This window comes from Streptomyces sp. NPDC003248 (assembly GCF_055563235.1).
The window spans coordinates 67894-92604 of the sequence record NZ_JBVHDT010000002.1 but is presented as its reverse complement, the minus strand read 5'-3'; the positions used below and the strand labels follow the sequence as shown (position 1 = coordinate 92604).

Here is a 24711-nt window from a genome sequence, read left to right as displayed (position 1 = left end):
GTACAGAAAACTGATGGCGGCCTTCCCGGCCGGCGTCGCGGTGGTCACCGCCGCCGACGAGGACGGACAGCAGTTCGGGATGACCTGCACTGCCGTCTCCAGCGTGTCGGTCAGTCCGCCCACGCTGTTGGTCTGCATCCAGCACTCCAGCCGCACCCTCGCGGTCCTCAGTAGAACCGGGCGTTTCGCCGTGAACCTGCTGGACGATCGGGCCCGCACGGTTGCCGAACTGTTCGCCAGCCGGGGTCCGGACCGCTTCGAGCACGTGGCGTGGACCGCCGGACCGGGGTGCGGCGGACCACACCTCGCCCACGACGCACACTCCGTCGCCGACTGCCGGGTCACCGGCTCGGTGCCCGTCGCCGATCATGTCGTCGTCTTCGGTGAGGTCTTCAGGGTCACCACCGGGAGCGGCGCACGGCCGCGCCCGCTGGTCTACGGGATGCGCGAGTACTGGTCCCTGGCCCACACGGGCGCCGCGCCGCACCTCGCCCCGCTGCCGGGATACCCCTCGAACTCGGACCCCGAGAGGAAGAAATGACGAGCTACGGGATATCGCTGTTGCCGGACACCCTCCCGGAGCAGCGCAGTGCCCAGGAGTACTACGCGAACCTGCTGGCAGTGTCCGAGCTGTCCGAGGACCTCGGGCTCGACTACGTCAAGATGACCGAGCACTACCTGCACTCCTACGGCGGGTACTGCCCCGATCCGCTTGCCTTCCTGTCGGCTGTCGCGGCACGCACCAGCAGAATCCGGTTGATGACAGGGGGCATCCAGGCTTCCTTCCACCACCCGATCCAGCTCGCGGCACGCACCGCCCAGCTCGACGCGCTCAGCGGCGGCCGGCTGGACGTCGGCTTCGCGCGTGCTTTCCTGCCCTACGAGTTCGACTCCTTCGGCATCGAGATGGACGGCAGCACGGAGCGCTTCCGTGCCACCGTCGACGCCGTCGTCCGGCTGTGGACCGAAACTGGCGTGAGCGAGGACACGCCGTACTTCCGCTACCAGAAGGCCAACTCCCTGCCGCTGCCGACCCAGGACCCGCACCCTCCCGTGTGGGCCGCCGCGCTCCTCACCCGTGCCAGCTTCGAGTGGATCGGCGACTCCGGCTACAACCTCCTGATCGCCTCGGCGCCCAGCCGGGAACAGGTGCACCAGGTGCGCGAGATGATCGAGGTGTACCGCAGCAGGTTCAGCAAGGCACGGAAGAACGCCGGCAAGCAGCCCCGGGTCGCGATCAGCGTCGCGCTGTACCTGGCCGACTCGGACGAGGAAGCGGTCGAGCAGGGCACCGCGGCGCTACGTCGGCACTGGGACACCTTCGGCTCGGCCGCCGCCTCATGGCGCAGCCGTACTTCCACGTCGTACCAGGGCTACCGCGAGGCTGTGGTGGACAAGCACCAGACCGGCCCGAGCGAGGCCGCAGGACTCGCGGTCATCGGCTCGCCCGACAGGGCGGTCGAGCAGCTGCGGCAGATCGAGAGTGAACTCGGGACGGACATCGTTCTGTTCCAGCTCGACTACGGTCAGCAGCCCCTGGAGACGATGGAACGCAGCCTGAAGCTGTTTGCGTCCGAGGTCCGCCCCCACCTGGGCGGGACGCGGTGACCGCGAGGCCCGTCGGCCGCACGATGCCCGAACTGTTCGAGATACAGGCGGCGAGCACCCCAGACGCTCCGGCCGTCCTGTACAAGGACACCTTGCTCACCTACCGCGCGCTCAACCAGCGCGCCAACCAGCTGGCCCGGCTGCTGATCGACCGGGGCGTTGGCCCGGACCGCCTGGTCGCGCTGGCCGTCCCACGCTCCCCCGAGCTGGTCGTGGCACTGCTGGCGATCCTCAAGGCAGGCGGCGCCTACCTCCCCCTCGATCCCCGCTACCCGGCCGCCCGCAAGGCGTTCATGGTCCGAGACGCCGCCCCGACCCTGCTCGTGCGTGCCGGAGCGGGCTCGGCCGAAGGGGTGGAGCTGGACGAGGTCGTGCTCGACTCCGAGGCGTGCGCCGAAGCCTGCTCCCGGTACAGCGCCTCGGACGTGCGCCAGGCCGAACGCCCCGAGCCGCTGTCGGACCTGCACCTCATGTACGTGATCTACACCTCCGGTTCGACCGGGACACCGAAGGGCGTCGCGGTCACCCATGAGGGCGTCGCAGATCTGGTCGCCACCCAGGCGGACCGCTTTCGGCCGGCTCCCGGCGAGCGTGTCCTGGCCTGGGCCTCGGTCAGCTTCGACGCGGGATTCTGGGACATCGCGCTCGCCCTGTTGCACGGGGGCACCCTGGTGGTGGCCGACGATGAGGACTTGCTGCCGGGCGACGCCCTGCACGAGACCCTGGTCAAATACCAGATCGACCACGCGGTACTGCCGCCGGCCGCTCTGAGCGTCACCGACAGCCGGGGAGTGCTTCCCCAGGGCACGATCATGTCCACGGGCGACGCCTGCACCCCCGCGCTGCTGCGGACCTGGGCAGCGGGGCGTCGCATGTTCAACGGCTACGGCCCCACCGAGGTGACGGTCGGCTGCACCATCGCCGGCCCGATCACCGAGGCGGACGGCGTGGGCATCGGCGTCCCCTGGGCCGGGGCCCGGGTCTATGTGCTCGACGAGCACCTACGGCCCGTGGCCGACGGCGAAGAGGGCGAACTGTACCTGGCGGGCTCCGGGCTGGCCCGCGGTTATGTGGGCCGTCCAGGGCTGACCGCCGCGCGGTTCCTGCCCGACCCCTTCGGGCCGCCAGGCAGCCGCATGTACCGCTCCGGTGACCGCGGCCGAAGGGATACCGACGGCCGGTTCCACTTTGCTGGCCGGGTCGACGGCCAGGTGAAACTGCGGGGATTCCGCATCGAACTGGGCGAGATCGAAGCCCTCCTCACCGATCAGCCGGACATCGATCTGGCCGCAGTGGTCGTCGAGGGAGCACTCGCCGACGCCCGGCTCGTCGCGTACGCCACCGCCCGCCCCGGCGCCGCCGTCGATCCCGCCGATCTACGCGTCCGGCTCGCCGGCGCCCTTCCGGAGTTCATGGTGCCGACCCGCATCGAGGTGCTCGACGCCTTTCCCACCCTGCCCAACGGAAAGATCGACCGAGGCGCCCTGACGGGTCGGCGCGGCACCGCCGCCCCGCAGCCGACCGGCACCTCCCAGGAGGCGCGATCGCCGGAGGACCGGCTGTACGACACGGTCGCCCGACTGCTCGGCCTGCCGGAGGCCGCCCCCGAGGCGAACTTCTTCGACCTGGGCGGCAACTCCCTGCTCGCCGGGCGGCTGATCGGCTCGCTACGCGAGGAGCTGGGCGTGCGCGTGCCCATCCGGGTGGTGCTCGGGGCGCGCGACCTGAGGGAGATCGCCCAGTCCCTGAACGGGTGACACACCAAGGACGGCCGTACCGGGGCCGTGGCCCCGGTACGGCGAGGAATGGAGAGTTCTGTGACGCAGAAACTGGCCCAGTTCCCGATCCTGAAGGAGCCGGCCTGCCCCTTCGACCCGCCGTCCACCATGCGCGCGCTCGACGACCCGGTGCAGGTCAGGCTCTGGGACGGCAGCACCCCCTGGCTGATCACCGGATACGACCTCGGACGTAAGCTCCTGGTCGACCCCCGGGTCAGTGCCGACTCGACCAAGCCCGGCTATCCGCACTTCGACCTGGGCAGCCGAGAGCGCCGCAAGGACGGACGCTCGTTCGTGGCCATGGACGATCCTGAGCATGCCCGGCAACGCCGCATGGTCTCCTCACCGTTCGCCATCCGCAACATCGAGGCGCTCAGGGGCGATGTCACCGCCATCGTCAACGGGCTCATCGACGACCTGCTCGCCGGGCCCAACCCGGCCGACCTCGTCAGCCGGTTCGCTTTCCCAACCTCCACCCAGGTGATCTGCCGGATGCTCGGAGTGCCGTACGCCGACCATGAGTTCTTCCAGGAACAGAGCACTCTGATGCTGCACCGGGACAGCTCGCCCGACATGGTGGTGGGTGCCCAGGAGGCGCTGCGCGGCTATCTCAGGGAACTGATAGACCGGCAGACCAAGGAGCCGGCCGATGGCCTGATCTCCTCGGTGATCGAGACCCAGGTACGCACCGGCGCCCTGAGCCCCGAGCAACTGTCGTACATCTCTATGACGCTGCTGGTCGCCGGGCTGGAGACCACCGGGAACATGATCGCCCTGGGCACGCTGGCCCTGCTGCGCAACCCCGACCAGCTGGCGCTCCTGCGGGAGACCGAGGACCAGACGTTGATCAACCGCGCGGTCGACGAACTGATCCGCTACCTCAACATCTCTCATTCCGGCCGCCGGCGCGTGGCCCTGGAGGACATCACTATCGGAGACACCACCATCCGCGCCGGAGAGGGGATCATCCTCGCCAGTGAGCTGGCCAACCGGGACCCGGAGAACTTCCCCCATCCCGACCGCCTGGACATCACCCGCGACGCTGCGCACCACCTGGCCTTCGGCTTCGGCCCCCACCACTGCCTCGGCCGCCCGCTCGCCACCCTCGAACTCCAGGTGGTGTACGGCACGCTCTATCGGCGCATCCCCACCCTGCGGCTCGCCATCGACTTCGCCGACGTCCCGTTCAAGTACGACGGTGTGGCCTACGGCGTCCGCGAGCTTCCGGTGGCCTGGTAGCCGGCCGGGCCCTGTGCCGACCCGTCTCAGGAGGAGCCCAACATGCACGACCCGCGTACGGACGCACCGGCGACGAGGAGCGGCATCGTGGTGGTCGGGGCCGGGCTGGCCGGTCCGGTCGCCGCGATCTACCTGGCCCGCCGGTTCGGCCGGGTCACCGTGCTGGAACGGAATGCCGACCCCCGTCACATCCCGGCCGGGCAGGGCCGGTCCCTCATGGTGATCCTGTCGCACCGAGGATGGCGCGTGCTGCGCGAACTCGGCCTGGAGGACGCCGTACGCCGGATCTGTGTGCCGCTCACGGCCCGCTGCGGTCATCTGCCGGACGGCAGCACCGTGGTCACCGCCTACAGCCGTGACGGAGCACCGATCTGGGCCATCGAACGGCATCGGCTGCACCGCCTCCTCCTGGACGCGGCTGAGGCCGAGCCGGGAGTCGGTCTCCACTTCGAGCGCCCGGTCCGCGCCGTCGATCTTCAGACACCAGCGTTGCTGGTACGAGCCGGCACCGCCGAGCGGTGGATCCAGTGCCGGCACGTCATCGGCTGCGACGGCGTCCACTCCGCGGTCCGTGCAGCCCTGGTCGAGCAGGGCGCTCACGAGCAGGTGAGCACCCTGGAGCTGGCCTACCAGGAGATCGTGCTCGACCTCCCTTCCTGCGATCGAGGGCTCATGCACTACTGGCCGGCCGGTGACGCCCTCTTCGGAGCGTTCCCTCTGGCCTCCTCCGAACTGTTCGCGGGTTCGGTGTTCTTCCGGAATGACGGCCCCGCGCCCTCCTACACCGCCGCGGTCGGCGGCCCCGCGCTGGCCCGGCAGTTCGCCGACGTCTTCCCCGGCCTGGCCGCCGGCATTCCGGACCTGGATCGGCAGTTGGCTACCAAGCCGGTCTCCACCGTGCGGCTCACCCGCTGCGACACATGGACCTCAGGCGGCCGGGCCGTACTCGTCGGCGACTCCTGCCATGCCATGGCCCCTTTCATGGGACAGGGCATGAACTGTGCTTTCGAGGACGTCCGCACACTCGTGAGCTGCCTGGACCGGGAGGGCGACTGGCAGCGGGCGTTCACGGCCTACGAGCGGTCCCGGAAAAACGACGGCGACGCAATAGCCGACATCTCCTACCAGCACTACAGAACGATGTCCCGGCTGCCCGATCCCCGGCACGAGGCCGAAGAGGCCGTGGCCCGGCGGCTGGTGGCCCTGATGCCGGACCGGTTCGTGCCGCTCTACGAGCGCTGCGCGTTCAGCGAGGAGAGCTACAGCACCGCGCGCGCCGAGGACAGGAAGCTGCGGGAGCTGGCCCGGCGGATACTCAGCCGACACGGCTCCACCGCCGCCGACCTGCCCGATATGCAGCTACGCGCGTCCGTCCCCGCCCAATGAGCTGGCACCGCGCGTCAAGCACGTTCATCCAAGAAGGAATTGCCGGGAGGGCACAGTGATTCTGGTCGTCTTCAGGTCGCGTTTCTCGGAGCAGGTCGACGACGCGTACGGAACAACGGAAGAGTACCTGGCGAAGAAGGTCCGGGAGATGGCCGGCGACGACCTGGTCCATCTCAAGAACTATGTCGCCGAGGACGGGGAGCGCCTGGCCCTGGTGTGGTGGCGGAACCCCGAGACCCTGGAGAAGTGGCGCAACGACCCCGAGCACCAGGACGCCCAGCAGCTTGGCCGGGACAAGTGGTACAAGTTCTTCGAACTCAGCGTCGCCGAGATCGTCCGCACCAGCTCCAGCGCGGACCCCGAGGAGTACCCAGCGCCCTGAGCGCAGGTACCGCCCGTCACAGCGAGGCGAGCACCGCGCGGGTCACCTGCTCCGTACTCAGCGAGCCCCCCAGGTCAGAGGTGACCCGCCCGGCCGCGATCGATCCGGTGACTGCGGCGTCGATCGCGGCCGCTTCGGCCTCGCGTCCCAGATGCCGGAGCAGCAGTGCCGTGGTGAGCAGGCACGCGAAGGGGTTGGCCTCGCCCTTTCCCGCGATGTCGGGAGCCGAGCCGTGTACCGGCTCGAACAAGCCGAAACCGGTCTCGGGGTTCAGACTCGCCGACGGCGCCAGACCAATTCCCCCGGCCAGCGCAGCCGCCAGATCGCTGAGGATGTCGCCGTAGGAGTTGCTCGCCACGATCACGTCGAAGCGGTCCGGCTCGGTGACGAGCTTCATCGCGGCGGCATCGATGTAGAGGTGCCTGGTGGCCGTCCCGGGATGCTGTTCCGCCGCGCGTCGCCAGCACGCCTGCCACAGACGGCCACCGGCTCGCACGGCGTTGGCCTTGTCCACGAGACAGACTTCGCGGCGCGTGGTGGAGAACGCGAAGTCCAGGATCCTGGAGACGCCGTGCCAGGTGTTGACGTCCGCGTCGATGGCCACCTCCTGGGGGGAGGACACACGGAGGTTGCCTCCGATGCCGCTGTAGAGCCCCTCGGTGTTCTCGCGGACGATCACACAGTCGATCGCGCGGCACGCCGGATCCCGCAGTGGGCTGAGCCGATCGTGCAACAGTCGGACCGGCCGGCAGTTCGCATACAGGTCGAAGCTGTGCCGTAGACGCAGCAGAACACCGCGTACATAGTCGGTCTCTTCCACATCGGGCCGTCCGATGGCCCCCAGCAGGACAGCGGAACTCGCGGATATCCGCGACAGATCCGCCTCACTCAGAGCCTGGCCCTCACGGCGGTAACGATCCGCGTCGACGTGATCGAGGACATCGATCGACAGGCCGGTATCAAGCGCATCCAGCACCTTGAGCGCACACTCGACCACCTCAGGACCGATGCCGTCGCCAGGGATGACAGTGATGGAATCCAACGGTCACCCTTTCTGGAGTTGGGAAAGGGAGCATCCGCCGACCGCTCGACGACCTGGGCACGGCGTAGGGTCAGGCTAGGTGGCTCCTATCCCCGACTGTTCGCTTCTGTCATGGATCATTCATCCCGGTGAGGTTCCCCCGAGATGCGGGGAGGGCGGCTGGTGGTACTGGTGGTGACCGCCGAAGGACTCGACTCATCGCTTCTCATGACCGAGGTGGCGGTGACCTTCCGATAGCGCTCACCGCCTGGCCCGAGCACCGCCACCTCCGGCAAGCCGGCCGCTCGCGTGCCGTGGCGCACCCTTCCCCGCCCCTACTGGCGAGTGCTGGCCGTCCTGACCTGCTTCAACGTGGTCAACTTCTCTGACGCCCTGCTCCGGCTGCGCGCCCACGACCTCGGCCTGTCCACCGCCGGAGTCGTCGGGGCCTACGCCGTCTACAACCTCGCCTACGCCGCCCTCTCCTACCCGGCCGGGGCACTTTCCGACCGGCTGCCCCGCCCGCTCGTGTTCGCCGCCGGGCTACTGTTCTTCGCCACCGGCTACCTCGGCCTCGGCCTCATCCACGCCCCCTGGCTGGTGTTCGTGGTGCTGCCGCTGTACGGCGGCTTCAACGCCTGCACCGACGGCGTCGGCAAAGCCTGGATCTCCACCCTCGTCCCCGACCAGGCACAAGGCAGCGCCCAAGGGCTCTACCAGGGCGCGATCGGCGCCGCCGTCCTCCTCGCCGGCCTGTGGGCCGGACTGGCCTGGGGCACCAACGGGCACATACCCCTGCTGGTCTCCGGCACTGCGGCGCTCGTCCTGGCTGCCGCTCTTCCCGTGCTCGGCCGCGCCAGCAGGGCCTCTCGATGACTGCCCGCGCAGCAGAGCCGAGAACGCTGCCGACTATCTCCAACCGTCAAGTGATACCTGGGGACCATTACTGAGGTAGCTGCGGAGAGCGCTGGCAGTCGTATCGACGAATTCTGCGGGGATCGCGTCAGCGTCGACCCAGCAGACCTGAGCGTGCTTCCGCGGCTCGCGGTTCTCGGGTTCGCCGGTCCATTCGTGGGCGGCGAAGACCACGGTGAGGAAGCCGTTGGGAGCCTCCACGCCCCAGGCGCCGTGGATGATGTGGGCGACCTGCAGGGACTCCGGCTTCACGGTCAGGCCGGTCTCTTCGTACAGCTCGCGCACCGCGGTCTCGGTGATCGGCTCGCCGGGCTCGCTCTTGCCGACGGGGAGGTCCCACATGCCCTGGGCGAACTTGGCGTTTTGGCTGCGCTGGAGGAGGACGACGCGGTTGGCGGCCTTGTCGTGGACGATGACGGCGGCGACCAGCAGGGTCATGGATTCGAGGGCGGGCGGGAGGGCTTTGGGCTGGTCGTCGGTGTTCGGCTGAACCACGGTTGGTGTCCCTTCGTCGGCCGGTTAGTGGGCAGCTTAGGCCAGCGCTTCGCGGGCGCGGCGGGCCAGTTCGGCCGACCCGGGCACCCTGCGGCGCTGGTACACGGCGAGGGTGTAGCGAAGCGAACTGATCGCCTTGCGGGTGCGGTCGGAGGCCATGCCCTCCATGAGCGTCAGGGCCTGGGACCAGGCGGCGACGGCCTCGTCGGCTCGGGCCTGGGCGGCAAGGCTGTCGCCCAGGTCGGCGTAGGTGAGGGCGTGGACGCGCCTGTACTTCTGCGGATCCCAGCGGACCAAGGCGTCGCGGTGCTGCTGCTCGGTACCGACGTGATCGGCTAGGTCGGTCAGTGTGCGGGCGGTGTGGCTGGCCACAGTGCCGGCGGCCGGGCCGCTGACGCGGGAGTAGCTCGGCTGTGGGCCGTCTTCGCGTAGGAGGGCATCTTCGGCGGCGAGCAGGGCGCGGGCCGCTGCTGGCTTCTCGCCCACAGCGGCGTACGCGCGGGCATGGGTGATGTGGAGCAGGGCCTCGGTCTGGCCGTCGACGCGGCCCAGGCCGCGGGTCAGTGCGCCCTCGACGAGGTCGACGCAGTGGTGGGGCTGCTTGAGACTGAGGGCCTGGTGGGCGAGGGCGCGCATCATCCAGGCGGCGTGGCCGTGCGGGTCGGCTTCGCAGGCGAGTTGGTAGCCGACCTGGTAGTAGCGCTGGGCGGCGCCTTCCTGACCGAGGTCGTGGTGCTTCCAGCCTGCGAGGTAGGCGAGTTCTGCGACCGCTCCGAAGGCTGCCTGACGTAAGGCTTCGTTCGGGAACCGCCCTCGGAGCATGGGGGCTGCGGTGTCGGCGAGATACGCGGTAACGGTGGTGAGCCCATGGCCGCCACCGAGACGCTCGTCGGCAGCACTGAAAGCCGCGGTGATCTGGCGTACGACGTCCACGTCCTCCGTACCGACCAGGGAGCTACCGGTGCGGGCCCGGAGCATGCGAGCAGTGGCTTCGTGGTCATACGCAAGGGGCATGGCGACGCCGGCTGCGGTGAAGGCGGCCACGGCCAGGAAGCGCCGGCGTTCGACGTCGGCGCGGCCCAGGTCGGTTGCGGCGAGGACGGGATCGGCTTGCTCGGTCGGTGCCTCGCCTCCGCGGAGACCGATCTCCGTCTCAGTGACCGTGCGGCCTGCTCGCCGGGACAGTGCCTCGGCGAGGTATCGGGCGGTCCGGCCGGTCGGCTGGCGGTTGCCGTTCACCCAATGGGAGACAGCCGACTTGTTGGTCTGGAGGGTCTCTCCGTTCTCGGCAGCGATGCGTCGGATGTCCTTCGCCAGAGCCTCGTAGGTGCAGCCCGTCGCCTCGATGGTCTCGCGCAGGCGGGAGTTGGGTTCTCTCTGCGCTGCCACGATCGCCTCCGCTCCGGAGCTGTAAACCGCGTATACCGCCTCGACTGCCTCTCACCGTACCCACTGTGCGTGACGGCGTGTTCACTGAATATCAGCCGCCCGGCACGGTCCGACACCGTGACCAGGCTCCCCCCTTCGGCCGGGCAGCTCCCCGAAGTTCCGTACGCCCTCTCCGGGTTCAGGCATGCCTGTGCCCGAACCCGGCCGATCAGAGACGGAGACACGGTGACCACCATCGACACCACGACCATCACGGCCCAGCTGCCCCACGCGTTCGACGAGCGCTGGAGCCGACTGCCGGGCATCCAGGTCGACGGCCGGCGCATCACGATCGACCCGGCCGAGTACTTCTTCCGCTTCGAGTCCAACACATGGCTCGTCGCCGACTGGGAGCTGGTCAAGTCCCAGCTCCTGGACGTAGAGGAGACCACCGAGAGCGCGGTCGCGCAGCTCGCGTTGGACTTCATCAAGGCCCACGCCGAGTCCACCTCGGACGCCGCCCGCGTGCTGGCCACCGCCTACGAGGTGTACGCGTATCTGTTCCGCGACGAGCACCTCGCCGGCCTCGGTCTGCCGCAGATCACCGCCGAGCACCTGCGAATGCTGCGCGAGGCGGCCACCCTGATGGCACTCAACAAGGTGGAGCTGGACGGGCACATCTCCAACGTCGGCCCGTACTGGTTCTTCCCCGCTGCCACCTCGGTCGTCTTCGACCTGGATGACGAGATGGGCGGGATGCTCGACGAGATCTACCACGGCGGCTGGTTCAACGAGCACCGGCGCATCGAGTCCATCAAGGCTCACGCCGCCCTGGGCGGCAGGCTCGTGCACGGCTGCCAGTCCGTGCCGGACCAGGCCGGCGGCGTAGTCGCCCCCTACGGTGCCTCGATGACCGTCTTCCGCGACGACCTCACGGCCTTCAAGGCCGGCTGGATCGAGCAGGTCTACGCCCACCGCGTCAGCCCTGCCGCGTAGCAGTACGACACACACCAGGCTCCGGGGCGGGCAGGCACTTCTCGCCCGCCCCGGACGCCACCACCGCACTGGAGAGCCCTTCATGGACGCGACCCTCAACGCCGAGCTCCTGGACAACCTGCTGACTCTCGCCAACCAGACCTGCGCATCGAGTGAACAGGTGCGCGTCTGGTCCATGTCCGGTGTCGAGCGCCTGACCTTCACCGACGGCAGCACCGCAATCTTCAAGTACGCCATGAGGCCCTTCGACAAGGAGGACCAGGCACTCCGGCTGGCAAAAACGCTCGGCGTCCCCGTACCTTCCGTTCACGCCTCGGCAGTCCTGGACGGCTGGCTCGGGATGCTGCTGGAAGACCTCGGCGCTCCCATCCGCGAAGCCGACGACCTCGACGGCGCCGCCGCAGCCGTGGTTCTGCACCGCACCCGCACGGCCGCCGCCCTGCCCGTCCTCGATCAGGAAGGTCTGCGCGGCCTCCCGGCGCGAGCCTTGGAACACCTCGGCCACCTGCGCAAAGCCGACCGGTGGGAGGACACCCACGACATCGAGGACGCTCTCGACCGCATCACCGAAGCCGCCGAAGCACGCTCGGCCGGCGCCACGGCCGGCCCGTTCGGCTGGGTGCACTCCGAGTTCCACCCCACCAGCCTCCACATCGGCCGACGCGGCTGGCGCCTGCTGGACTTCGCCCGTGCCTTCACCGGCCCCGGCCTGCTCGACCTCGCCAGCTGGCACGGCACCCTCGACGCCCCCGACCCCGTACGTCTGCGCGTCTTCCTGGAGACGTACGTCACCGAGGGCGGCACCCCCGACGCCCTCGCCGAGCGGGGCGGGCTTCCGGCGGAGAAGTGGGCGCTGGGCTGGCACCGCGTCTGGGCCGTCGAGTGGTTCATGGAGCAGTCCACCCGCTGGATCAACGACCCGGCCACCGACCCCGCCTACATCAAGGCCGTACGCCGACACCTCACCGACGTCCTCCACCTCCTGGAGGTCTGACGTGCTCGCCCAGGCGTCCCCCTGGTACGTCCACGCCCTCCAGCGCACCACGGCCACCCCCGCCGAGCCCCTGTCCGTCCCCGCGCGGATGGAATGGACCACACGGCCCGGCAGAGGACCCGGCGCCGAAATCCTCGGACCGGATCTGCGCCGCAAGCGACTGCTGGAACTCGGCTGCGGCCCCGGCCACAACGCCGCCCACCTCGCCACCCGCTACGGCGCCCACGTCACCGGCGTGGACCTCGTCGGCCTTCAGGTCCGCCGCGCCCGCTCCCACTACGGCCGACTGAACAACCTGACCTTCGTCGCCGGCCACGCCCTGCACTACCTGCAAGCCTCCGACGAGCACTTCGACGCGATCTACTCCGTCTTCGGAGCGATCGGCCTCGTCGCCCCTGAGCTTCTGCTCCCGGCCATCGCCCAGCACCTCAAACCCGGGTGCACTCTCGCCTTCTCCGTCCCCCACCCTCAGCGAGGCGGCAGGCGCCCTTCCACCGACGACCGGCCCAGCCGGGACTACGTCACCCTCCCCGACCGCACGCGCCTGCCCATCGCCCGCTGGGAGTTCGACGCGGAACGCTGGGAGAAGCACCTCGGACGAGCGCGCCTCTGGCTCGCCGCAGCCCAGGAATTCAACGACGCCCGCCACGGCCTCTGGCCCACCACCCTGCTGATCACCGCGCGCAAGCTCTGACCCCAGCCCCCGGCCCCCTGGGAGAACCCGATGCGCCCGCCCTACCTGCTCCTCGACGTCGACGGCGTCCTCATCCCCTTCCCGGACTCGGAAGGAGCCGGCCCCGCCACCCACGCCCGCCACGACGTCGTACCCGCCGGCCGGACCGCCGACAACCCGGTCACCATCTGGCTCAACCCCACGCACGGCCCCCTGCTCATGCACGTGATCCGGACCGGCCTGGTTACCCCTGTCTGGTGCACCAGTTGGCGCCAGGACGCGACCACGCTCATCGGCCCGCTGCTCGGCCTCCCGCCCCTGCCGCACGTCGACCTCCCGCGCCCGCAGATCACGACCAGCCACCCCAACGGCTACCTGTGGAAACGCGACCACGTCGACGACTGGCTCGGCGACGCGCCCGCCATCTGGATCGACGACGACTTCACCAACCTCGACCACGAGTGGGCCAGGGAGCGCACCGCCCGTGGCCATGTCACCGCCCTAATCCAGCCGGACCCGCACGTCGGGCTCCTGGCCGAGCACCTGGTCGAGGTCCTGGCTTGTGCCGCCCTGTTGCCCGTCGCGCGGGCTGATGCGGGGGCCTTTTCAGGAAACGCGGGCCGTGTCTCCTGAGTGGACACGACCCGTGTTTCCTGAGTGGACACTGGACCCGGCTGTTGTTCCTTTTCGGAAGGGGCTGTTTGTTCAGTCTCTGAACGGGCTTTGGCGGAGATCATCGGTCCGCGGCCCGGGGCCTGGCGAGTGCGGACATGGCTCGGCGTCGGCGTTTGCGCTAACGCTTGCGGCGCATGGTGTCGTCGAGCTGCTGGATGGTGGCTGGTGTGGGGGTGGGCCTGGGACTGGTGTTGATGGCAGTCGATTGGCGGGTGCGGGTGGTGGCCGCGCGAGTACGAGCGTTTGTCTGGTCGGCGGTGCTGTTGCGGAGTCGCCAGACGAGGACTTCGGCGGGCCGGTCGGCGCTGTCCAGTTCGCGTCGCCCAGCCGCAGCTGCGAGCGCCTGCCGGGGTGGGATGCCTGCTGATTCGGCTTGGGCCAGGGCCGTGGCGAGGGCGGGCCAGGCCGGGTCAGCGAGGATTCGCCCGGCGTGGTCGGGTACGGCCGCTTGGACAACTGCTGCGAGGCGTCGGGTCTCGTCGGGTCCGGGGGCTCGTTCGCTGAGGCGTGCGAGTACGGGGCGGGCGGTGTGCTGGTAGGCGGCTTGCAGGTGTGTGAGGGACTGCTGGGCGGCGGCGGCCTGCTGTTCGTGGCCGTGCCGTTGGTGCCAGTGGTCCAGGGCGATCAGTATGTAGACCGCGGTGGCCAGCAGGGCTACCACGGCGGAGCCGTCCTCGCCGCCGACGGCGCGCATCAGTTCCTTGCCTGCCTGCCGTAGAGCGTATGCGCTCTGGTGTTCGGCGTGGATCGCTGAGCGGTTCGCGCGGTCGAACGCGGCTGCTGCGGCATGCAGTTCGGCTCGGGCTCCCTTCGGGGCGGTGGCGGCGGTGTTGTGGAGCAGTTCGGCGAACGCTGCCGCCTGGGCCTGTACCTGCCTGTCGAACGCCTCTTGGTCATGTCCGTCTTCCGGTCCGAGCAGGAAGGTATGGGTGGTGCGCAGTTCGGTCTCCGCGCGCCTCCATGCGTCGGCCTTCGTGCTCCGGCCGTTCACGCGGACCGATGCCCTGACCGTGGTGTCGGCGGGGGCTGGGATGAAGCGTTCACGCAGGCGGTTGAGGGACAGGTCGGGGGCGAGGGTGGAGCCGGCGTAGTAGATCGGCTCGTCGTTGGCGTCGGTGTCGCCGGGGGCGGCGAGGCTGTAGCCGGTGGTCTCACCGGTCTCCGGGCCGATCCGTGTCTGGACCTTGATGCCCAGGGCGGTGAGTACGGCGAAGTACTCGTGTTCATCGCGCGCGGCTGCTGCTGCGGCGTATGCGTGCTCGCGCAGCCATTGCCGCGTGGTCGTCTTCTGGCCCTGGCGCTCGGCCTTGGCCACCTCGGCCCCGGTGGGTGTCTTCGGGGCGGTGCCGTCGCCGGACTTCAGGCGCCGAAGCCCGAGTTCGATCTCGATCTTGCGGCACTCGGCCTGGGCGCGCTGGCCGTCGCGCTTGTTGCGGGGGCGGCGGCCGTCCTCGCGCACGCTGGTGGCCAGGATGTGGATGTGGTCCTCGGCGTGCCGCACCGCGATCCACCGGCAGCTCGCATCATCGCCGTGCGGGGCGATGCCGGTGGCGTGGACGACGCGGCGGGCGACCTCGGCCCATTCGGCGTCGGTGAGGTAGCGGTCACCAGGGGCTGTGCGGACAGGGCAGTGCCATACGTGCTGCGGCACCTTCTTCCCGGTGCGCTGTCGGCGCAGTTCGACCGGCTGGTCGAGGTACTGCGCGAGCTCGGAGAGCGCGGCCTGGTGCTCTTCGAGGGGGACGCGTCCGGGATCGGTGATACCGGGCATGGCGAAGGCGGCGACGATGTGCGGGTCGGTGTGCTCGTTGCGGCGGCCCGGTCCGAAGAGGTAGGAGAGGAGGCCGCGTGTGCGGTCCCCGGTGGAGACGTCAGGCACCACGGTGACCACCACCCTCCAGGACCTGGTCCAGCGCGCGACGCGCCAGCCGCGCGGCCTGGTGCAGTTCGTCGAGTACCTGTTCGGCCCGGTCGGGCAGGTCACCGCTGTGGATCGCGCGGACGATCTGGTTGAGGTTCGAGCCGATCCGGTGGAACTCCCGCAGCAGCCTGCCGAACAGGACCATCAGCTCCTGGGTCGCCTGCGGCGAGGGCAGCGCGGGGACGGCGGCGGGACGCTGGTCGGGCAGGTAGGCGTGGGCGAACGTCAGTGCCGCGTCCATTAGGTAGGCCGAGCGGGAGCGCTTCGCCTCCTGTGCGGCGCGGTCGATGAAGTCGCGCTCCGCCGTTTCGGCCGAGCACGTCAGTTGCACAGTGCGCTTGATCCCGGATCGCGGCCGGTACAGCACTTCGCTCAGCCGCCGGCGACGTGCGGAGCCGGGCGATGTGTCGTCATCTGCGGGGGCGGGGACGTCGTACGCGGCGATGCCGCGGTGCACGAACGCGTCGGCGGTGACGGTCGGTGCGAAGCGCGCGACAGCGTCGGCGGGCTCGATCGGATCGGCGCGGTCGACGGTGGGCTGGTCCGGGTGGAGGTCGCGCTCGGCCTCCACCCTCCCGTGGTCCGTGCCCCGCTGGGCACGGGCTTCGTCCGCCGCCCTCGGGGTGGATCCGAGCGCGAAGTCCGCATCGCCACCGGCGATGTGGACTTCGCCCCAGCTCGCTCCGCTGTTGCTTGGGGTGCTGTCCGATGTGTCGTCGCGGTGCGTGGCCGCAGTCTGCTGGCGGTTTCCGGGGCGCGTGCGGCGGGCTTTCCGGGAGAAGGGGTTGGGGCTCATGAGCGGTGGGTGCTCCAGTGCGGGATCGGGCGGGGTGCTGCTCGGGAGGTCAATGTGGGCAGGTAAGGCGGTTTGGCCGGGCCGGGCTTCTCGGGTAGACGCAGGGAAGGAGGGCGCCGCCCGGAGCCAGTTCGGCTCTGGGCGGTGGCCCTTTGTGAGGCGTCTCAGCCGGTGGGATGCGGGAGTGCCTGCGTGCGCTGGCGGGCCAGGGCAATGGCTTCGGCCAAGCGGCCGGTTGCGGCCCCGAGTCCGGCGTTCTCGACCGCCTCTCGGGCGCTGTCGCGGGTCAGCCCGGAGCCGTCGGGGTATGCAGCGCTGATGACGTCGGCGAGCTGGGTGATGGACGCCAGAGGGGGCCGTCCTCCTTTGGGGACGGGCTGAAGAACTGCACCCTCCTCCGGCTCCTGTCCGGATGCCTCCTCTGCATCGTCCGGATCATCTGCGCCACCGGGTACGGCCTGGACCACGCTTCCGGCTTCTGAGGTTTCGACGTCCTCGTCCGGTGGGCTGACGGCGAGGCTCTCCTCGCGTGGGTTGTCCGCTGAGGTCAGCGGTGCGGGGTCGGCGTCCGGAACCTCTACGGGGTTCGGGGGCACCGGTTGCGTACCGTCCGGAACCGGTACCGGAGTTCCGGACGGGGGCGCGGTGGTGGATGCCGGCGTGGTGCCGTAGCGGGTGATGAGGATGTGGAGGTGGGTGGCGCCGGCGAGGGCGAGCGGGGCAATGGCGGACAGCACGGCGACGGTGACGTCATCCAGGTGGAGGGTTTCGGAGCCCGGCTGGTTGAGGTCCAGGGCGTGCAGGCCGTTGGCCCAGATGCTCGCGCAGGTGGCCGCGATGAACAGCGTCCACGCGTAGAGGCGCGCCGGTCGCGGAGCCTCTCGCAGGACGAGCAGCGCGCGTACGCCGTAGGCGATGAACCCGTCGATGACGACGGGGAAGAGGTAGGTGAGCTGGTGGCGGACGTGGACGGCGGTGGCCATCTGCCGCAGCGCGTCGAACGACAGGGCGCATCCGGCGACGCCGAGCAGGACGATGGCCAGTCGGTCCCACGAGGTCGCGCGGTGGCGGACTGTCGGAGCGGTGGGTATGGCGGAGTCGGGCATGGTGTGGGGGCCTCGCATATGGGGGCGTGGGTGGTGTCTGTGGGATCCGTCTTGGCCGTCTTGGCGTTGACGCTGCAGGTCAGGCCGGTGCGGCAGGGCTCTGCCGTGGCGTCTTCGCGCGCTGCGCCGCGCGTCTTTCTGCCATGCGGGCTCACCGGACAGGGGGCATTCCTGAGCCGGCGAGCTGTCACCGTGAGGGCGGCCAGCGACCTGGCCTCCGGTGCCAAGACGCATTGATATCCGTCTTGGGACGCTGTGCCGTCTTGGACAGATGGCCTTTGACCTGCTGTTTTGCGGCTGGGACGGCAAGGACGGCACGAGACGGCGCAGGCCGGGGTCGGCCTGCCGTGGCCGTCGAGGTGAGGTGCTCTGCCGGTCGCTGCCCGGTCGGGCTGGGGCAGCGCCGGCAGGGCAGGGTCAGCTCGGCTGTGTGCCGGGAGCCGCGTTCGGGGCGTCGAGGGGGTGGACGGTGGGGCAGTAGCGCTTCCAGGCGTCCGTGAACTTGGCGCGCGCGTAGCCCTTGCGCTGGGTGTGGTCGGGCATACGCACGTTGCCGGACTTGATACCGAACTCGCGAAGCATCGCTGACAAGGCGCGTGGTGTGAGTCCGCCGCGCGCCGAATCGGCCCAGGGTGCCTCGGGGTCGCTGTTGAGCGCGTAGAGGAGGGCGTCCGTCGACACGCTCTCCGGCTCTCCTGCGGCGACGAAGGCGCGGCGGATGTCGGCGAGGATGCGAGCGTTGCTCGGGCTGTCCTCCTCGGCCTCGACCTCGGCCGCGACCATCTGCGCGCACGCGGCGCGGGCACGCTCGGGCCACGTGCCGCCCGCGAGGTCGGCGACGATCACCAGGGGCTCCCAGGTATCGGCCGCGCGATCCGCGACCGGCATGTCCGGCTCCAGGTGCAGGGCTCGCTCCGCAAGCGGCTTGGCCCAGCGGGCGAGCCGGGTGCGCAGCTCGTGCAGCATCCGGCTGTCGCGCTTGGTTCGGTAGGGGCTCACGCGCTCGCCTTCGGCTCGGCGGCGCATCCGGATGACCACGGAGCGGTCCATGATCGTGCCAGGGAGGTCGCCGATACCCGCGATGGCCGCCATGGCGAAGGTGGCGAAGCGGTGCGGAGCGTGCTCCTTGCCCACCACACGCAGGACCGGTCGGCCGCGCTGGTGCCCGGCGTTGAGCAGCCCGCGCAGATCCTCGTTCTTCTCAGCCTGCTTGGGGCTGCCGAAGATGGTGTCGGCCTCGTCGACCAGCAGGGTCGGCGGCTCCTCGGTAATGGAGCGGAAGATTGCCGCCGCTGTGGAGTTCACCGTGATGACCGGGTTGTGGACGGTCTCGGTGAGCACGTCGAGCAGGCGGGACTTGCCGCAGCGCTTCGCAGGCCCCACCACGGCCAGGCGCGGCGCATGCTGCCACGAGGTCTGCAGATGGGTTGCCGCGACCCACAACACGACCGCGTCCAGGGCCTCTTCGCTGGGCAGGATCACGAACTTGGCGATCGCTGCCTTGAGCTCGTCCAGCAGGGCCGAGCCTTCCGTTGCCGGGGCTTTGGGTGGTGCGGGCAGCGGGGATATGGCTGCGTCATGGGTGTTGGGGGTTGTACTCTCGTTCAAAGGAGATCCTTACTCGGCGGCTGCGGGGGGCAACCCGTTCCGCCGGGGGTGACTGTCCTGGGATGGGCGGTAGCGAGGTTTCCGAACGACCCCCGGTGTTCGTAGCGCCGGGGGTTTCGTGTCTCTCGGGCGAGAATCGCTCTCCCTAACCCTCGTGGGGTTGGAATCCTGATGCTTCCATGGAATTTTATACCCTCTCTTGCTGGGCCATGTCAACCTCCTGCCGGTTGGAACATTCAGAACGTAGAGGCATAGTGCCTGTTCAGTGCGGCGTGTTGCATGGGTCACGTTGATCGATATTCCCTTGCGGGTTGGCCTGACCATGCTGCTATGGTTTAAGGGTCATCGGCTGAGTCCGCGTCCATAGGGAGGGAGGTTGAAGATGGACGACCCCAAGCCGCAGCGCTGGAGCCCGCCGGAGGGTGAGGCGTTGGTGGCCCACAATCTGAAGATCATCCGGAAGGCCGCGCGACTGTCCCAGGGGGACGTCGCCGAGCGCATGAGGCAGCTTGGCTTCAAGCTCCATCAGACCCAGATCGCCAAGATCGAGAACGGCAGCCGCTCCATCACCTTCAACGAGGTGATCGGCCTGGCCAAGGTGCTGAGCGTTCCGGCAGAACACTTCATGACCGTGCCTGTGGCTGGCCCCGACGATCCGAACTACGAACTCCAGGAAGCGTCCTTCGCCATCCAGGCCGCCGAGCAGGAGTGGAGAGTCGCGCAGGATCTGGCTGACGCTGCCAAGGCCCGGCTCGATGAGGCCGAGCGCACATACGACGAGGTCGCCGAACGCCTTGGCGTCGACGCCCAGGAGCAGTCGGCAGAACTCGTCTGGTACCCGGCTCCGAACTCGCCCGGAGACCCGTTCCGCGAGGACGCCGGCCCTTCGGCCGAATAGCCGTCCGCCCGCCGCCCCTCGGTGCTACGAACGCCGAGGGACGGACGTCGGGCCATTTCACCGCCCATCCCATGCAGTCACCCCAGCGGTCGCGTTGCCCCGCGACCGCCGAAAGGCATCCCTTCATGTCTTCTTTGCTTGCCCGTTTCGCCGACCTGCTCGGCGTCACTCAGCAGGAGCTTCTCGACGCCGTGCAGGAGCACACCGCGCCTCAGCAGGACTCCACGCGAGTCGCCCTCACGGTGGAGGAGGCGGCCCGCCGTCTCGGTGTGGGCCGCACCACGATGTACGCGCTCGTCGCCTCCGGTGAGGTGCAGTCCGTCCAGATCGGCCGACTTCGTCGCGTCCCCGTTCAGGCGCTCGACAGCTACCTCGCCGCCCGTACGCAGGCTTCGGCGTCGACCGTCGCCCTCGCGGCTTGAGGGGGCTGGCATGGCAAAGTCCCGACAGCCCAACGGCGCTTCTTCGATCTACCTCGGCAAGGACGGGAAGTGGCACGGCTACGTCACCGTCGGCGTCAAGGACGACGGCAAGCCCGACCGCCGCCACATCAAGCGCAAGACCCGTGCCGACGCGACCAAGGCCGTTCGCGACCTGGAGAAGCAGCGCGACGCCGGCAACGTCCGCAAGGCCGGACAGACCTGGACCCTCGCGGCATGGCTGACCCACTGGGTCGAGAACATCGCCGCGCTGCACGTCTCCGAGAACACCATCGACGGCTACCGCGTGGCGGTCTACCACCACCTCATACCCGGCCTCGGCGCACACAGGCTGGAGAAGCTGGAGCCCGAACACCTGGAGCGCTTCTACAAGCGGATGCAGGACAACGGCAGCTCGGCCGGAACCGCGCACCAGGTCCACCGGACCGTACGCGCCGCCCTCAACGAGGCGGTACGGCGACGCCACCTCACCCTGAACCCGGTCTCCATCGCCAAGGCCCCGCGCCTGGAAGAGGAGGAGGTCGAGCCGTACACCGTCGAGGAGGTGCAACGGCTCCTGGACGAGGCCAACCGGCAGCGGCATGCGGCGCGGTGGGTCATCGCCTTGGCGCTCGGGCTGCGGCAGGGCGAGGTGCTCGGCCTGAAGTGGACCGACATCGATTTCGACCTCGGCGTGCTCATCGTCCGCCGTGGCCGACTCCGGCCGCGCTACCAGCACGGCTGCGGCGACCGCTGCGGACGCAAGCCTGGCTACTGCCCGCAGAAGATCAACACGCGGCGGGAGACAAAGGACACCAAGTCCCGTGCGGGGCGGCGGTCCATCGGGGTTCCCAAGCCGTTGCTCGACCTGCTCGCGCGGCACCGGTCGGAGCAGGAGCGGGAGCGGCAGGCCGCCGCCGACCTCTGGGTGGAGAAGGGCTACGTCTTCACCACACCCACGGGCGAGCCGCTCAGCCCGAACACTGATCACCATCAGTGGAAGGCCCTGCTCAAGGCGGCAGGCATCCGTGACGGCCGACTCCATGACGCTCGTCACACCGCAGGAACCGTGCTGCTCATCCTCGGGGTTCCGGACACCGTCGTGGACGTGATCATGGGATGGGAGCCCGGCCAGTCCGCCCGCATGCGCCGGCGGTACCAGCACCTGACGGCTCGGGTGCTGAAGGACACCGCCGACAAGATCGGCGGCCTCCTCTGGGACGAGCGCGACGAGTCGCCTGCCGCCTGATCGCGGCAACTGCAACCCAAACTGCAACCCTCCAACGACGAAGGACCCGACCGCTCAGCGGTCGGGTCCTTCGTTTGCCCTGGTGGGCAAAGGCGGAGGATACGAGATTCGAACTCGTGAGGGGTTGCCCCCAACACGCTTTCCAAGCGTGCGCCCTAGGCCTCTAGGCGAATCCTCCGGTGGGAACATTACATGACCGAGAGGAGTGCTCGCGAACTCGTTCCCCGCCCCTGACATCAGGTAGCCTTGGCGCAGCCCCTCACGCGGCGCTATCTGACTGAACTCCCCCAGGGCCGGAAGGCAGCAAGGGTAGGTCGGCTCTGGCGGGTGCGTGGGGGGCGCTTGCTTTCCCCGGGTTGTCCCAGGTTCTCCCGGACTTTCGCGTCCGCTGTGAGCTTCCACTGGGTGGGTGGTGTCCCCGGCGAGCCGTGCTGAGGCCATGGAGCTCGGGCGAGTCCGGTTGTCGGTGGGCGCCTATAACCTCGTAGGCGTGTCGTCTCTCGCGTTGTACCGCCGCTACCGCCCGGAGTCCTTCGCCGAGGTCATCGGGCAGGAGCATGTCACCGACCCGCTGCAGCAGGCGCTGCGGAACAACCGGGTCAATCACGCGTACCTGTTCAGCGGGCCGCGCGGATGTGGCAAGACGACCAGCGCGCGCATCCTGGCCCGGTGCCTGAACTGCGAGCAGGGGCCCACGCCGACTCCCTGCGGGGAGTGCCAGTCGTGCCGGGACCTAGCGCGGAACGGACCGGGGTCCATCGACGTCATCGAGATCGACGCCGCCTCGCACGGCGGTGTGGACGACGCCCGTGACCTGCGGGAGAAGGCCTTCTTCGGGCCCGCGGGCAGTCGCTACAAGATCTACATCATCGACGAGGCCCACATGGTCACGTCGGCCGGCTTCAACGCGCTGCTCAAGGTCGTCGAGGAGCCGCCGGAGCACCTGAAGTTCATCTTCGCCACCACCGAACCCGAGAAGGTCATCGGGACGATCCGTTCGCGGACCCACCACTACCCCTTCCGCCTGGTCCCCCCGGGCACCCTGCGGGAGTACCTCGGCGAGGTGTGCCAGAAGGAGGACATCCCCGTCGAGGACGGGGTGCTGCCGCTCGTCGTGCGCGCGGGCGCGGGGTCCGTGCGTGACTCCATGTCCGTCATGGACCAGCTGCTCGCCGGCGCGGGCGCCGACGGTGTGACGTACGCCATGGCCACCTCGCTGCTCGGGTACACGGACGGCTCGCTGCTCGACTCCGTCGTCGAGGCCTTCGCCACGGGCGACGGGGCCGCCGCCTTCGAGGTCGTGGACCGTGTCATCGAGGGCGGCAACGACCCACGGCGCTTCGTCACCGACCTCCTGGAGCGGTTGCGGGACCTGGTGATCCTCGCCGCCGTCCCGGACGCGGCGGAGAAGGGCCTCATCGACGCCCCCGCCGATGTCATCGAGCGGATGCAGGCCCAGGCCGGCGTCTTCGGCGCCGCCGAACTCAGCCGCGCCGCCGACCTCGTCAACGAGGGCCTCACCGAGATGCGCGGGGCGACCTCGCCCCGCCTCCAGCTCGAGCTGATCTGCGCGCGCGTCCTGCTGCCCGCCGCCTACGGCGACGAGCGGTCCGTCATGGCCCGCCTCGACCGCATCGAGCGCGGGGTGAACTTCTCCGCGAGCGGCGCCACCGGGATGCCGGCCATGGGGTACGTGCCCGGTCCCGAGGGGCACGGGGGAGCGGCCGGGGTCCCCGCCGCCGCACCGATCCCGCCGGGTGGCGGCGCGGCGGCCGCCCGCGCGGCGGTACGCGGTCCAGGAGCCCAGCCGCAGTCCCAGCCGCAGTCCCAGCCTCAGCCCCAGCCCCAGGCCACCACCCCGCCTCCCGTTCCGTCCGCGCCCCAGCCCGCGGCACCGGCCGCCGCACCCGCACCCGCACCCGCACCCGTCTCCGCTCCCCCTTCCGCCCCTGCCGCCGCCCCGGCACCCGCTCCCGCTCCGGCCCCCTCGGCCCCCGCCCCGGGTGCCTGGCCCACGGCCGCTCCCGCAGGCGGCGGACGCCGCCCCGGCGGCTGGCCCACGGCCGCTCCCGCGGGCGGTGGAGTCCGTCCTTCTGCGCCCCCCGCGGCCCCGCCCGCCGGCTCCCCGGCCACCGCGACCCCGGCCGGCCCCGCGCCCGCTGCCTACACGCCCCCGGCGGGTGGCCTCGACCCCCGCACGCTCTGGCCGAACATCCTGGAGGCGGTCAAGAACCGCCGCCGCTTCACCTGGATCCTCCTCAGCCAGAACGCCCAGATCACCGGCTTCGACGGCACCACACTCCAGCTCGGCTTCGCCAGCGCGGGCGCCCGCGACAACTTCGCGAGCAGCGGCAGCGAGGACGTGCTGCGCCAGGCCCTGGGCGAGCAGTTCAACGTCCAATGGAAGATCGAGGCGATCGTCGAGACCGCAGGCGGCTCAGGCGGTTCAGGCGGCTACGGAGGACCTGCCTCTCCGGCCGGCGGTCTCGGCGGCTACGGCGGTGCCGGTGGCCCGTCCGGTCCCGGTGGTCCCGGCGGCTTCTCCGGCTCCGGCGGCCCCTCCGCCTTCGGCGGCGGTGGCGGCGCCCCGGGCGGCGGTCAGGGCACGCCCGGCGGCTACGGCTCATCGGGTGGCTACGGCGGTGGCGGCGGCGCTCCCCAGTCCGCCTCCCCGGCCGCGTCCACCGGCCTGAGCACCGCCCCGGCCCGGTCCGCGACCCCGGCGGCCCCCGCCCCTGCGGCACCCCGCCCGCAGCCCTCGTCCGCCCCGGAGCCCGTGGCCCTCGAGGACGACATCCCCGAGGACGACGACCCCGACCTCAACGAGTCCGCCCTCTCCGGCCACGAACTGATCGTGCGGGAGCTGGGAGCGACGGTCGTGGAGGAGTTCACGAACGAGTAGCGGGCCCGCACACCCGCCGGGGCAGCCCGATCCGCCGGGACAGCGCCCCCGGCCTCACGGCACACCCGCCCGGACAACGCACCCGGCGGGACGGCAGCACCGGACCGCCCGGCGTGACGTCAAGCGTGGCGTCACGTGGAGGGACGGAACGGAAGGGCCGAGAAGCGGGACGCCACCACGGCACGGCCGGCGCCACGGAACCGGCCGTACGCCGAGCGCCAGCGGGCCGCCGGCACGGGAACCGCCCGCCCGCCGAGCGCCAGCGGGCCGGTGGCACGGGAA

General features: G+C 70.1%; 22 protein-coding genes, 1 tRNA gene and 1 other RNA gene. 16 read left to right on the top strand and 8 right to left on the bottom strand.

Annotated elements, in window-relative coordinates:
- Positions 1–13 precede the first annotated feature (13 nt).
- The 6 genes from ACZ3KJ_RS05730 to ACZ3KJ_RS05705 are packed head-to-tail and all read left to right on the top strand — an operon-like array spanning position 14 to position 6393.
- Positions 14–541, top strand: coding sequence for a flavin reductase family protein (locus ACZ3KJ_RS05730; protein ID WP_467524925.1), 528 nt, complete (start codon positions 14–16; stop codon positions 539–541).
- The gene (locus tag ACZ3KJ_RS05725) at positions 538–1608 is read left to right on the top strand and encodes an LLM class flavin-dependent oxidoreductase (protein ID WP_467524923.1); all 1071 of its coding nucleotides are present in this window, start codon (positions 538–540) and stop codon (positions 1606–1608) included. Before ACZ3KJ_RS05730 ends, ACZ3KJ_RS05725 begins: the two co-directional genes overlap by 4 nt.
- Positions 1605–3365, top strand: a complete 1761-nt coding sequence (locus tag ACZ3KJ_RS05720; RefSeq protein ID WP_467524921.1) for a non-ribosomal peptide synthetase — start codon at positions 1605–1607, stop codon at positions 3363–3365. The genes ACZ3KJ_RS05725 and ACZ3KJ_RS05720 overlap by 4 nt, the downstream gene beginning before the upstream one ends.
- 48 nt (positions 3366–3413) lie before the next feature.
- Positions 3414–4625: a cytochrome P450 gene (locus tag ACZ3KJ_RS05715; protein ID WP_467524919.1), complete on the top strand. Its 1212-nt coding sequence runs from the start codon at positions 3414–3416 to the stop codon at positions 4623–4625.
- Between the two features lie 42 nt (positions 4626–4667).
- Entirely contained in the window at positions 4668–6011 is a 1344-nt protein-coding gene (locus tag ACZ3KJ_RS05710; RefSeq protein ID WP_467524917.1) for an FAD-dependent oxidoreductase, read from the top strand.
- 55 nt (positions 6012–6066) lie between these two features.
- Positions 6067–6393, top strand: a complete 327-nt coding sequence (locus ACZ3KJ_RS05705) for an antibiotic biosynthesis monooxygenase family protein (protein ID WP_467524915.1) — start codon at positions 6067–6069, stop codon at positions 6391–6393.
- Between the two features lie 16 nt (positions 6394–6409).
- Here the strand turns inward: ACZ3KJ_RS05705 and ACZ3KJ_RS05700 are convergent, their stop codons facing one another.
- Positions 6410–7435: an isocitrate/isopropylmalate dehydrogenase family protein gene (locus ACZ3KJ_RS05700; RefSeq protein ID WP_467524913.1), complete on the bottom strand. Its 1026-nt coding sequence runs from the start codon at positions 7433–7435 to the stop codon at positions 6410–6412.
- 288 nt (positions 7436–7723) lie between these two features.
- On the opposite strand from ACZ3KJ_RS05700, the gene ACZ3KJ_RS05695 reads away from it, so the two are divergent.
- A complete protein-coding gene (locus tag ACZ3KJ_RS05695; RefSeq protein WP_467524912.1) occupies positions 7724–8290 on the top strand; it encodes an MFS transporter in 567 nt (188 codons plus the stop codon).
- 33 nt (positions 8291–8323) lie between these two features.
- Here the strand turns inward: ACZ3KJ_RS05695 and ACZ3KJ_RS05690 are convergent, their stop codons facing one another.
- Both ACZ3KJ_RS05690 and ACZ3KJ_RS05685 read right to left on the bottom strand, forming a co-directional pair.
- Positions 8324–8824, bottom strand: a complete 501-nt coding sequence (locus tag ACZ3KJ_RS05690) for an NUDIX domain-containing protein (RefSeq protein WP_467524910.1) — start codon at positions 8822–8824, stop codon at positions 8324–8326.
- A gap of 36 nt (positions 8825–8860) precedes the next feature.
- Positions 8861–10213 carry a tetratricopeptide repeat protein gene (locus ACZ3KJ_RS05685; RefSeq protein ID WP_467524908.1) on the bottom strand — a complete coding sequence of 451 codons (1353 nt, stop codon included), beginning with the start codon at positions 10211–10213 and terminating at the stop codon, positions 8861–8863.
- 225 nt (positions 10214–10438) lie between these two features.
- Here ACZ3KJ_RS05685 and ACZ3KJ_RS05680 point away from each other — a divergent pair, with 225 nt between their 5' ends.
- The 4 genes from ACZ3KJ_RS05680 to ACZ3KJ_RS05665 all read left to right on the top strand — a co-directional run bounded on the left by ACZ3KJ_RS05680 (position 10439) and on the right by ACZ3KJ_RS05665 (position 13488).
- On the top strand, positions 10439–11188 hold the full coding sequence (locus ACZ3KJ_RS05680; protein ID WP_467524906.1) for a hypothetical protein: 750 nt from the start codon (positions 10439–10441) through the stop codon (positions 11186–11188).
- 82 nt (positions 11189–11270) lie between these two features.
- Complete coding sequence (locus ACZ3KJ_RS05675; RefSeq protein WP_467524904.1) at positions 11271–12182, top strand: phosphotransferase family protein; 912 nt, start codon at positions 11271–11273, stop codon at positions 12180–12182.
- Position 12183: 1 nt separating this feature from the next.
- Entirely contained in the window at positions 12184–12876 is a 693-nt protein-coding gene (locus tag ACZ3KJ_RS05670) for a class I SAM-dependent methyltransferase (RefSeq protein ID WP_467524902.1), read from the top strand.
- A gap of 30 nt (positions 12877–12906) precedes the next feature.
- Positions 12907–13488 carry an HAD domain-containing protein gene (locus ACZ3KJ_RS05665; protein ID WP_467524900.1) on the top strand — a complete coding sequence of 194 codons (582 nt, stop codon included), beginning with the start codon at positions 12907–12909 and terminating at the stop codon, positions 13486–13488.
- A gap of 160 nt (positions 13489–13648) precedes the next feature.
- Here the strand turns inward: ACZ3KJ_RS05665 and ACZ3KJ_RS05660 are convergent, their stop codons facing one another.
- The 4 genes from ACZ3KJ_RS05660 to ACZ3KJ_RS05645 form a co-directional block, all read right to left on the bottom strand.
- Positions 13649–15412 (bottom strand): relaxase/mobilization nuclease domain-containing protein, encoded by a 1764-nt coding sequence (locus ACZ3KJ_RS05660; protein WP_467524898.1) that lies wholly within the window; start codon positions 15410–15412, stop codon positions 13649–13651.
- On the bottom strand, positions 15402–16247 hold the full coding sequence (mobC, locus tag ACZ3KJ_RS05655; protein ID WP_467524896.1) for a plasmid mobilization relaxosome protein MobC: 846 nt from the start codon (positions 16245–16247) through the stop codon (positions 15402–15404). The genes ACZ3KJ_RS05660 and mobC overlap by 11 nt, the downstream gene beginning before the upstream one ends.
- A 164-nt stretch (positions 16248–16411) precedes the next feature.
- Complete coding sequence (locus tag ACZ3KJ_RS05650) at positions 16412–17353, bottom strand: DUF2637 domain-containing protein (RefSeq protein WP_467524895.1); 942 nt, start codon at positions 17351–17353, stop codon at positions 16412–16414.
- A gap of 417 nt (positions 17354–17770) precedes the next feature.
- On the bottom strand, positions 17771–18961 hold the full coding sequence (locus ACZ3KJ_RS05645; protein ID WP_467524893.1) for a DUF3631 domain-containing protein: 1191 nt from the start codon (positions 18959–18961) through the stop codon (positions 17771–17773).
- Between the two features lie 382 nt (positions 18962–19343).
- Here ACZ3KJ_RS05645 and ACZ3KJ_RS05640 point away from each other — a divergent pair, with 382 nt between their 5' ends.
- From ACZ3KJ_RS05640 to ACZ3KJ_RS05630, 3 genes are all read left to right on the top strand, one after another.
- The gene (locus tag ACZ3KJ_RS05640) at positions 19344–19859 is read left to right on the top strand and encodes a helix-turn-helix domain-containing protein (RefSeq protein ID WP_467524892.1); all 516 of its coding nucleotides are present in this window, start codon (positions 19344–19346) and stop codon (positions 19857–19859) included.
- Positions 19860–19984: 125 nt separating this feature from the next.
- A complete protein-coding gene (locus ACZ3KJ_RS05635) occupies positions 19985–20281 on the top strand; it encodes a helix-turn-helix domain-containing protein (protein WP_467524891.1) in 297 nt (98 codons plus the stop codon).
- A 10-nt stretch (positions 20282–20291) separates the two neighbouring features.
- Entirely contained in the window at positions 20292–21527 is a 1236-nt protein-coding gene (locus tag ACZ3KJ_RS05630) for a tyrosine-type recombinase/integrase (RefSeq protein WP_467524889.1), read from the top strand.
- Between the two features lie 93 nt (positions 21528–21620).
- Here the strand turns inward: ACZ3KJ_RS05630 and ACZ3KJ_RS05625 are convergent.
- Positions 21621–21705 (bottom strand) — tRNA-Ser (locus ACZ3KJ_RS05625).
- A gap of 72 nt (positions 21706–21777) precedes the next feature.
- Here ACZ3KJ_RS05625 and ffs point away from each other — a divergent pair.
- Together ffs and ACZ3KJ_RS05615 are read left to right on the top strand one after the other, a co-directional pair.
- Positions 21778–21876, top strand: an RNA gene (gene ffs / locus ACZ3KJ_RS05620) — signal recognition particle sRNA small type.
- A gap of 141 nt (positions 21877–22017) precedes the next feature.
- Complete coding sequence (locus tag ACZ3KJ_RS05615) at positions 22018–24429, top strand: DNA polymerase III subunit gamma and tau (protein WP_467524888.1); 2412 nt, start codon at positions 22018–22020, stop codon at positions 24427–24429.
- Positions 24430–24711: the final 282 nt, after the last annotated feature.

What these genes read in the sequence shown, in the direction of transcription:
- ACZ3KJ_RS05730 (WP_467524925.1), top strand. Translation starts at nt 14, where the DNA reads ATGGCGGCCTTCCCGGCCGGCGTCGCGGTGGTCACCGCCGCCGACGAG.
- ACZ3KJ_RS05725 (WP_467524923.1), top strand. Translation starts at nt 538, where the DNA reads ATGACGAGCTACGGGATATCGCTGTTGCCGGACACCCTCCCGGAGCAG.
- ACZ3KJ_RS05715 (WP_467524919.1), top strand. Translation starts at nt 3,414, where the DNA reads ATGGAGAGTTCTGTGACGCAGAAACTGGCCCAGTTCCCGATCCTGAAG.
- ACZ3KJ_RS05710 (WP_467524917.1), top strand. Translation starts at nt 4,668, where the DNA reads ATGCACGACCCGCGTACGGACGCACCGGCGACGAGGAGCGGCATCGTG.
- ACZ3KJ_RS05675 (WP_467524904.1), top strand. Translation starts at nt 11,271, where the DNA reads ATGGACGCGACCCTCAACGCCGAGCTCCTGGACAACCTGCTGACTCTC.
- ACZ3KJ_RS05665 (WP_467524900.1), top strand. Translation starts at nt 12,907, where the DNA reads ATGCGCCCGCCCTACCTGCTCCTCGACGTCGACGGCGTCCTCATCCCC.
- mobC (WP_467524896.1), bottom strand. Translation starts at nt 16,247, where the DNA reads ATGAGCCCCAACCCCTTCTCCCGGAAAGCCCGCCGCACGCGCCCCGGA.
- ACZ3KJ_RS05650 (WP_467524895.1), bottom strand. Translation starts at nt 17,353, where the DNA reads ATGCCCGACTCCGCCATACCCACCGCTCCGACAGTCCGCCACCGCGCG.
- ACZ3KJ_RS05640 (WP_467524892.1), top strand. Translation starts at nt 19,344, where the DNA reads ATGGACGACCCCAAGCCGCAGCGCTGGAGCCCGCCGGAGGGTGAGGCG.
- ACZ3KJ_RS05635 (WP_467524891.1), top strand. Translation starts at nt 19,985, where the DNA reads ATGTCTTCTTTGCTTGCCCGTTTCGCCGACCTGCTCGGCGTCACTCAG.
- ACZ3KJ_RS05630 (WP_467524889.1), top strand. Translation starts at nt 20,292, where the DNA reads ATGGCAAAGTCCCGACAGCCCAACGGCGCTTCTTCGATCTACCTCGGC.